Source organism: Sphingobium sp. DC-2, assembly GCF_000722555.1.
Lineage (GTDB): Bacteria > Pseudomonadota > Alphaproteobacteria > Sphingomonadales > Sphingomonadaceae > Sphingobium > Sphingobium quisquiliarum.
This window is the reverse complement of record NZ_JNAC01000160.1, coordinates 1-6,068: the sequence shown is the minus strand read 5'-3', so window position 1 is coordinate 6,068 and position 6,068 is coordinate 1. Positions and strand designations below refer to the sequence as shown.

The following is a 6,068-nucleotide window of genomic DNA, read 5'->3' as shown; positions in this document are numbered from 1 at the left end:
GCAGAGCGACAGCCTACCTCTGACTGCCGCCAATCTTTGCAACAGAGCCATCGGTACCATCACCCAGAACGCCAGCGGCACCTACACTGGCAAGATCTCGACGCTCACCGTGGCCATCGTGATCGCCCTGCGCACCGTCCAGTCGACCAACCCGCGCGCGCCCAAGTTCGAGATCCTCGCGCTGTCGGCCGCCCGCCAGTGGGTCCAGGTCGGCGCGCTCTTCGAACTGGCCTCCAACTCGACCGGGGAAACCTTCCTCAACGGCAAGATCGAGGACCCGAGCCTCGACAAGCCGCTCTACATCTCGGCCTTCCGCCAAGAGGACGGCTCGTACAACATCGTCTGGTCGCGGCCGACCCGTCGCCGCGATGCGCCCACCGACACGGTGGCGGCCGACGATGGCCTGCCGCCGCTGCCCGGCGCCGAAGCGCCTGCCGCTCCGGCCGGTGGCGACGGGCTGGGCGACTCCTCGGCCGACGGCGCGTTCGGCGGCGAGCCTGCCGGCGCCGGTGGCCGCAAGCGCCGCACGCCCGAGATGGCCGACTGATCGGTCGCACCGCCTCTCCCCGACCGCGCGCCTTCGTCAGGCGCGCGGTCCCTCACGGGGCTCGCTTCGCGCCTGCGAAGCGGGCCCTGTTCTTGTTCCGCAGTGGCCCGCACTGCGCACGTAGACCTTGCAATCTCTCCGGAAACTCCGTATTTTCCGGATAGGAGAATCGCCATGCCCCAGTCCGTCAGTTCCGTCGAGGTGTCGAAGTCGTTCGGCCGGATCAGCCGCCGTGCGCTGGAGAGCCCGCTTACCATCACCCATCACGGCCATGACAGCCTCGTGCTCATGTCGCACGCCGAATATCAGCGGCTCAAGAGCCGCGACCGCGAGGTGCTCGCGCTTGGCGACTTCACCGACGAGGATCGCGCCGCCATCGCTGCCGCCCGCGCGCCGGCCGAAGCGACGCAGTACGACGACGAGTTCCGGCATAGCTGATGCCGCTTCCCAAGCCGGTTCCAGACCTCGTCATCCGATACTCATTCCTCTGGAGTCATGAAGCCAAGGCCGGGAGCGAAGACGGCAGCAAGGACCGGCCCTGCGCCGTTCTGCTGGCGACGACGACCAAAAGCGGCGGCGAGATCGTCACGGTGCTCCCGGTGACCCACACGCCGCCGGCCGACGAACGCCTGGCCGTCGAGATTCCGGCCGGGACCAAGGCCCGGCTCGGCCTCGACGACGCGCGCTCCTGGATCGTCCTGTCCGAGGCGAACCGCTTCCAATGGCCTGGTCCGGATCTCCGCCCGGTTCCCGGGGATGCGGACGCCAATGTCGCCTACGGGCTTCTCCCCGCCGGCCTGTACGATCTCGTTCGGACCAAATGGCTCGCCGCCTTCGACGCGCGCCGGGTGGGCCAGATCGATCGCACCCCTTAGCCTCACGCGGTGATTGCAGCAGGGGCCGAAGGCCCCGCGGGTCGGCCGAACCTCTCCGCGATTCCGGAGATCGGTGACGTCGCGGCAGCGCAAATCCCCGGCAGGTCCGAAGGCCTTCCGTCGCCTGCCACGTGACACCTGCGGCGAGACGGCGTCGCATCGCAACCCGCTTACGGTCGCCCGAGTTGCCGCTACGCGGCTGCCCGCGCCAGCTCCCTCACGCAGGTTCCCCTCCGCTTGCGCTCCGGTGCGATGCGACACCGCACGCCGCTCCTTCGGTGTCACCGGCGGGAAGGCCGTCGGACCCACCAAGGAGCACCGCCATGAACAACGTCAACATCACCGGCCGGGTCGCCAAGGATCCCGAGACCCGCGGCACCGTCACCACCCTCATCGTCGCCACCGACCGCGTCAAGCTCAAGGACGGCAAGACCTATGTCGACGAGGCCACCGGCTACACCGCCAAGGAGACCGAGTTCCACAAGGTCACCTGCTTCAACGGTCTCGGCAGAGGCGCCGCCACCCGCGAGAAGGGCAACGTCGTCGCGATCACCGGCCGGCTCCACTATTCGAGCTGGGAAGACCGCGACGGGGTCACTCGCTACGGCTGCGAAATCATCGCCGACAAGATCGATTTCTTCTAATCGATCGGGCGGCGCTCCGGCGCCGCCCCTATCATCCGACTGTCGGGCGCCGGTACAGCGTGTAGGCACCAGGGAACGCTGCTGTTCCCGCTGCCCACGCTTCCAAAGGCGCTACGGGCAGGCAAAGATGGAGCAGTTCGACCAGCTCGGTCCATATCGGATGATCCTGGGCGACGAGAAGGCTGCGCTCGCCATCTGCGGCGTCGATCGCAATCGCGACGAAAACCATGTTGTCGTCGCGCTTTGATACACCGCTGGTGATGCCAGAGACCGCCGACCAGCCCATAAGGCGCTGCTCGCCATCAATCATCACCGAGATGCCATCTTCGGAGATCCCGGCGATATGCGCGGAACCGTCCTCCTGATCATCGTGCGGTTCTTCTGCCATCCTATTTTACGTCGCTCGAGGGGGACAGCAGGTCCGCAACGCTTTCAGCAAAACCCTGCGCAAGCACGGCCTCGTCACGGGTCAGCCGGATCTCACCTGCCAGGCTTTCATCCAACAAATGCTTGAGCCTCGCCGCGAGCGCGCGCGCCGCTTCGCGGATCATTTCCTCGTTCATAACTGACCTCGTGGCGCAGCGGTTTCGACAGGTGGTCTGTCCGAACGATCCCGGGCCGCGCCGCCATGTCGCTTGTTGCGACTCCGACCATAACACAGACAGACCGAGGATTCGCTCGGGCATGCGAGCGGCGGTAACTGTGATCGACACTTTGGTACGAGCCGTGCCTCGAAGCGAATCTGCGATTTCTCACCTGACAGTCCCTTTCGGGGAGTGCTCCAGCGTTTCCGACCAGAACAGCGAGAGCCGATTTGCTGTTAACCCGCCCGCAGCGCGGCCGGGGCAAATCGAATTCTCTCTCTAACATCTCGGTATCAGACAAGCTTCATCGCCATAGTCTGATGAGCCTAAGGCCTTTTCTCAAGGATGCGCGGTACCCCCAATTTTCATGGGACCGCCACTTTCGCTTCGCTCCGTTCTGGACCCAGGAAAATCGGCTCCCCCACGCCCCGCTGCGCGGCGCGGGGACAAGCCCCGCGTCCCTGACAAAAGCCCGCCGGCTCATCCGATGAGACTTCATCTTTCATCCAATCCCGGATGAGAGATCGACTTGTTCGGAGGCACTTATGACTTCTTTCAACAACTTCGCCGATCTTGCCAGCCACATCGCGGCAGCGCGTGTGAACGAGGATCTGACCGAGACTTATGAAGGCGCGTTCATCGAGCATAGCGAGATGGCGAAGCTCAGCATCGTCGATGCGCCGGAAGCGCTCGACATGCCCGATCCGGAGCAGGTGCGAGCCGCCGTCGAGATGATGATGCAGACCATGTTCGACGTGCTGCGCGACACGCGTATGGAGCCGTTTGCGACCGACCTCGTCTGGGGTTTCGCCAACAGCTTCCACGTCGTCGCCAAGCGCATCGAAGGCCGCGAGGACGACGCCGCCAAGAAGCTCGGCGAACTCGCCCGTGCCTATGACCCGTCGGAGATCTACGCGACCGAGCTGGAGGACACCCAGCTCCTCTGCCAGACGCTGCAGGGGTGCCGCGAGGCGATGGAGTGCATGCGCGACCATGCCGCCGAAATGTACCGCGTCGAGACCGGCAAGCCCTTCTCGCCGGTGCGTGGCAGCCGGGTGTCGAGCGCGCTCAACGCCTCGATGATCGACGCCCGCGACTATCTCGCCTCCCGCGCCCGGGAGCGTCGCGAGCAGTTCGCCCCTGAGGGTCCTGTCGTCGCGTTCTCCGGCGGTCAGGCCTGGGAGGATGGCGAGCTTCTGTGGAAGGGGCTCGACAGCATCAAGGCGCGCATCCCGGAAATGATCCTGGCGACCACCGCGCAGGCCAAGGGTTGCGATGCCGTGGCGCACGCCTGGGCCGCAGCGCGCGGCGTCAAGGTCATCCAGTTCCGCCTCGATCGCAGCCAGGGCAACCGCGCCGCCTTCGTCCGCAACGACCGCATCCTGAACCTGAAGCCGGTCGAAGCGGTGATCTGCGAAGGATCGGGCATCCAGCAGAACCTCGCCCAGAAACTGCGGCAGGCCGGCATCCCGCTGCACATCGTCCGTCTCGCCCAGCAGCGTGTCGAACGCCGGGCATGACGCCCATTCGGAGAGGCTCCGGCTCGCAGCCGGGGCCTCTCCTCTTTTCTGCGTGGGACGGCGGCCCGCCGGAGCGGCAAAGGGGAGGGGGATGGGGGGTGCGGTTCAACAAGGGAGGACGAGATGTCCATCACATTCCGCATCGCCACGGCCGCCGACGACCTGGACGGCCCGACCGCCACGATCAACGCCCGCCAGCTCGCCGCCTTGCGCACCTATCTGCGCGAGGAGAGCGTGCGCATCGGCACAGTGCTGCTCGATCCCGACGCGGCCGAGGACGCGTTCCTGTCCTATCATTTCGAAGCCCGCGTCTGCCCGCTTGCGCTCGCCGCTCTCGCCAAGGTCTTCGACTTCGCGCCCGATGTCATCAGCGTCGTCGAGGAAGCCCAATTCCGAAGCCGGCGGATCAGCGTCTACCGCTGCGAGCGGGCCGGCACGATCCACATGCGGATGGCGCTCACTTCGGACCTCGGCCTCGAGCTCGACCTCGCTTCGAGCAACGCCTACGCGCTGCTCGAAAGCCTCGGTCTGCGCCCCGACAGCGTCGGCGAAATCCCGATCGAAACGATCCGCGAACGCCTCGCCAATCCGGCCATCCGCAGGCGCGCCGCGGAGGAGGGCGTCGCCGGCTATGTCGAGCGGCTCGACCGGCTTCTCGCCACGGCTGATTCCGACGAAACGTCCCGACTGGAATGGGCCTACCGCCCGCAAGCGTGCGGTCCTTGCCCCGGACGCGTCTCGCATGACCCCGGCACCGGCCTCTGATGGATGGAGGAAATCATGACCAACGAAGCAACACGCAGCTGCGACGATATCGCACTCTGGGCCGACGGCAGCTGGGCCACATTGGGGGACATCTCCAACGGCGACTATCACTGGAAGAGCGACGACTACGAGATCATCCCGCACCTCGAAACGGAGCGCCTCATCGCCCTCGGCGTCTATGATTAGCGACCCGAGCGGAATGGGCATAATTCCACCGCGTTCCATCGCGACGGGGACGGGGCGTCGGTCCGCTGGCGCACCCATCTTCTTTGACGGGCAGATCGCCTAGCGTCGGTTACGCGTTCAACTCCAATGCGCTAGGGATGGCGATGCGCACCAACCAGAGAGGGCAGCATGAGCGAAGACGAGATCGCGTTTCGCGCGGCCATCAACATTCTGCGGGACTCTGTTGAGTTGCACTGAGAAGTGACCCGGGAGGGTTATAAGTTTTCACTGAGAATTGACCCATGTTTTCCTCGCCCCTGGCTGACAGTCAGGAGGCATCGGAGTGATCGACATGGACCTACTCAGTGTGATCCGCCGCTGGCATTTTCGGCAAGGCATCCCCATTCGCGAGATCCGGCGGCGGACTGGATTATCGCGCAACACGATCCGCAAATATCTGCGCGATGACGCGGTGGAGCCGACGTTCAAGGTTCCCAAACGGCCGAGCAAGCTTGATCAGTTTGCAGAAAAACTGACGACGTGGCTGCGGGTGGAATCTGGCAAGTCGCGCAAACAGAAGCGAACAGCCAAGCAGCTACATGCAGATCTGGTTAAGCTGGGCTACGAGGGATCATACAGCCGTGTTGCCGCCTTCGCCCGCTCGTGGAAGACCGAACGCCAATATGAAAAGCAAACCAGTGGGCGCGGCACATTCGTACCGCTGATCTTCCAGCCCGGTGAGGCCTTTCAGTTCGATTGGAGTGAAGATTACGCCCTTCTGAATGGCCGGCCTACCAAGCTGCAGGTGGCCCATACCAAGCTCTCCCACAGTCGGGCGTTCATCACGCGAGCCTATCTGCTGCAAACGCACGAGATGTTGTTCGACGCACTGACGCAGGCCTTCCGGGTGCTGGGCGGCGGGCTCTGTTGCAAAGATTGGCGGCAGTCAGAGGTAGGCTGTCGCTCTG

At 64.8% G+C, this 6,068-nt stretch carries 10 protein-coding genes; 8 read left to right on the top strand and 2 right to left on the bottom strand.

Annotated features, from left to right (window positions below; genetic code table 11):
• The first annotated feature begins 49 nt into the window (after positions 1 to 49).
• The 4 genes from ET21_RS0123505 to ET21_RS0123490 all read left to right on the top strand — a co-directional run bounded on the left by ET21_RS0123505 (position 50) and on the right by ET21_RS0123490 (position 2,066).
• Positions 50 to 547: a DUF736 domain-containing protein gene (locus ET21_RS0123505; protein WP_030541606.1), complete on the top strand. Its 498-nt coding sequence runs from the start codon at positions 50 to 52 to the stop codon at positions 545 to 547.
• A gap of 174 nt (positions 548 to 721) precedes the next feature.
• A complete protein-coding gene (locus ET21_RS0123500; RefSeq protein WP_030541605.1) occupies positions 722 to 985 on the top strand; it encodes a type II toxin-antitoxin system Phd/YefM family antitoxin in 264 nt (87 codons plus the stop codon).
• Positions 985 to 1,422 (top strand): hypothetical protein, encoded by a 438-nt coding sequence (locus tag ET21_RS0123495; RefSeq protein WP_030092965.1) that lies wholly within the window; start codon positions 985 to 987, stop codon positions 1,420 to 1,422. Before ET21_RS0123500 ends, ET21_RS0123495 begins: the two co-directional genes overlap by 1 nt.
• A 323-nt stretch (positions 1,423 to 1,745) precedes the next feature.
• On the top strand, positions 1,746 to 2,066 hold the full coding sequence (locus tag ET21_RS0123490; RefSeq protein ID WP_030092966.1) for a single-stranded DNA-binding protein: 321 nt from the start codon (positions 1,746 to 1,748) through the stop codon (positions 2,064 to 2,066).
• Positions 2,067 to 2,097: 31 nt separating this feature from the next.
• Here the strand turns inward: ET21_RS0123490 and ET21_RS0123485 are convergent, their stop codons facing one another.
• Both ET21_RS0123485 and ET21_RS28270 read right to left on the bottom strand, forming a co-directional pair.
• Entirely contained in the window at positions 2,098 to 2,454 is a 357-nt protein-coding gene (locus ET21_RS0123485) for a hypothetical protein (RefSeq protein WP_030541604.1), read from the bottom strand.
• 1 nt (position 2,455) lies between these two features.
• Positions 2,456 to 2,629: a hypothetical protein gene (locus ET21_RS28270; protein ID WP_193378992.1), complete on the bottom strand. Its 174-nt coding sequence runs from the start codon at positions 2,627 to 2,629 to the stop codon at positions 2,456 to 2,458.
• A gap of 566 nt (positions 2,630 to 3,195) precedes the next feature.
• Between ET21_RS28270 and ET21_RS0123475 the strand changes: the two genes are divergently transcribed.
• From ET21_RS0123475 to istA, 4 genes are all read left to right on the top strand, one after another.
• Positions 3,196 to 4,170 (top strand): DUF2493 domain-containing protein, encoded by a 975-nt coding sequence (locus ET21_RS0123475; RefSeq protein ID WP_030092967.1) that lies wholly within the window; start codon positions 3,196 to 3,198, stop codon positions 4,168 to 4,170.
• 123 nt (positions 4,171 to 4,293) lie between these two features.
• Entirely contained in the window at positions 4,294 to 4,935 is a 642-nt protein-coding gene (locus ET21_RS0123470; protein WP_237751662.1) for a hypothetical protein, read from the top strand.
• A gap of 15 nt (positions 4,936 to 4,950) precedes the next feature.
• Positions 4,951 to 5,121 carry a hypothetical protein gene (locus tag ET21_RS28265; protein WP_193378991.1) on the top strand — a complete coding sequence of 57 codons (171 nt, stop codon included), beginning with the start codon at positions 4,951 to 4,953 and terminating at the stop codon, positions 5,119 to 5,121.
• Positions 5,122 to 5,452: 331 nt separating this feature from the next.
• Positions 5,453 to 6,068 (top strand): IS21 family transposase (gene istA, locus ET21_RS0123460; RefSeq protein WP_156029344.1); only part of this gene is annotated, 616 nt, incomplete at its 3' end.

Coding starts and splice junctions, on each gene's coding strand:
- ET21_RS0123495 (WP_030092965.1), top strand. CDS start 985: ATGCCGCTTCCCAAGCCGGTTCCAGACCTCGTCATCCGATACTCATTC.
- ET21_RS28270 (WP_193378992.1), bottom strand. CDS start 2,629: ATGAACGAGGAAATGATCCGCGAAGCGGCGCGCGCGCTCGCGGCGAGG.
- ET21_RS0123485 (WP_030541604.1), bottom strand. CDS start 2,454: ATGGCAGAAGAACCGCACGATGATCAGGAGGACGGTTCCGCGCATATC.
- ET21_RS0123470 (WP_237751662.1), top strand. CDS start 4,294: ATGTCCATCACATTCCGCATCGCCACGGCCGCCGACGACCTGGACGGC.
- ET21_RS0123490 (WP_030092966.1), top strand. CDS start 1,746: ATGAACAACGTCAACATCACCGGCCGGGTCGCCAAGGATCCCGAGACC.
- ET21_RS0123500 (WP_030541605.1), top strand. CDS start 722: ATGCCCCAGTCCGTCAGTTCCGTCGAGGTGTCGAAGTCGTTCGGCCGG.
- ET21_RS0123475 (WP_030092967.1), top strand. CDS start 3,196: ATGACTTCTTTCAACAACTTCGCCGATCTTGCCAGCCACATCGCGGCA.
- ET21_RS28265 (WP_193378991.1), top strand. CDS start 4,951: ATGACCAACGAAGCAACACGCAGCTGCGACGATATCGCACTCTGGGCC.